We start from the raw sequence: 1,389 nt of genomic DNA, 5'->3' as shown, positions 1-1,389 counted from the left end.
CGGCGCCCGCCCGCAACGTTGGCAGTTCCGGCTCGGGCAGCGGCGGCAGGCTCTTGAGGTCGGGCAGGCCCACGTCACGGCCGGGCTTGCGCGGCTTGGCCCCCTGCACCGTCACGAAGCTCGGGCAAAACCCCTTGGTGCAGGAAAAATCCTTGTTGCACGTGCTCTGGTTGATGGTGCGCTTGCGGCCGAACTCGGTCTCCAGCGGCTCCACGCTCAGGCAGTTGCTCTGCACGCTGCAATCACCGCAGCCCTCGCAGACGCGCTCGTTGATGACGACGCGCTGGTCCGGGTCGGGCATCAAGCCGCGCTTGCGGCGGCGGCGCTTTTCGGTGGCGCAGGTCTGGTCATAAATGATGGCGGTCACGCCCTCGGTGTCGCGGCACTCGCGTTGCACGCGGTCGAGCGCGTCGCGGTGCAGCACCGGCACATCCGGCGGCAGCGTCAAGGTCACGCCCCCCAGCGTGGTGTGGTGCGCATGGGCGTACTTGGCCGGCTCGTCGGTGACGATGAACAGCTTGCGCACCCCTTCGGCGCGCAGGCTGTGCACGATTTGCAGCACCGAGTGCCCCTCCGGCCGCTCGCCCACCGGCTGGCCGCCCGTCATGGCCACGGCGTCGTTGTACAAAATTTTGTAGGTGATGTTGACGCCAGCGGCAATGGCTTGCCGGATCGCCAGCAGCCCGCTGTGGAAATAGGTGCCATCGCCCAAGTTGGCGAACAGGTGCTTTTCGTTCGTGAAGGGCTGCTGCCCCACCCAGGGCACGCCTTCGCCGCCCATTTGCGTGAAGGCCACCGTCTGGCGGTCCATCCAGATCGCCATGTAGTGGCAGCCGATGCCGGCCATCGCACGCGAGCCCTCCGGCACGCGCGTGGAGGTGTTGTGCGGGCAGCCCGAGCAAAACCAGGGCACGCGCTGCGCATCCCCGGTGTGCACCTGCAGGGTCTGCAGCGAGCGCTCGCGCGCCTCGATCAGCGCCAGCTGCGCCTGCACGCGCGCGGCGATGTCGCTGCCTTCGGGCAACAGGCCGCGCTTGCTCAGCCGGCGCGCCAGCGCGCGCGCGACGATGGCGGGCGTGAGGTCGGCGTTGGCGCGCAACAGGGTGTTGGCACTCGGGTTGGGCATGGACCATTCGCCGCCGGAGTGGTCCCCTTCGATCTCGTCGAACTTGCCCAACACGTCGGGGCGCACATCGGCGCGCCAGTTGTAGAGCTCCTCCTTGAGCTGGTACTCAATCACCTGGCGCTTTTCCTCCACCACCAGGATCTCGCGCAAGCCCTGCGCAAAGGCACGCGTGAGTTGCGCCTCCAGCGGCCACACCACCGCCACCTTGTGCACGCGTATGCCCAACTGGCGGCAGGTGTCGTCGTCCAGGCCCAGGTCGTGCA

At 68.1% G+C, this 1,389-nt stretch carries 1 pseudogene; it reads right to left on the bottom strand.

From position 1 onward, the window contains the following. Nucleotides 1-1,389, bottom strand: a pseudogene (locus Tther_RS13090) (thiamine pyrophosphate-dependent enzyme); the annotation flags it as partial.

Source organism: Tepidimonas thermarum (genome assembly GCF_007556705.1).
In the GTDB taxonomy this organism is placed as follows: Bacteria; Pseudomonadota; Gammaproteobacteria; order Burkholderiales; family Burkholderiaceae_C; genus Tepidimonas; species Tepidimonas thermarum.
The sequence above is the reverse complement of the archived record's forward strand: the minus strand, read 5'-3'. Positions and strand labels throughout refer to the sequence as shown.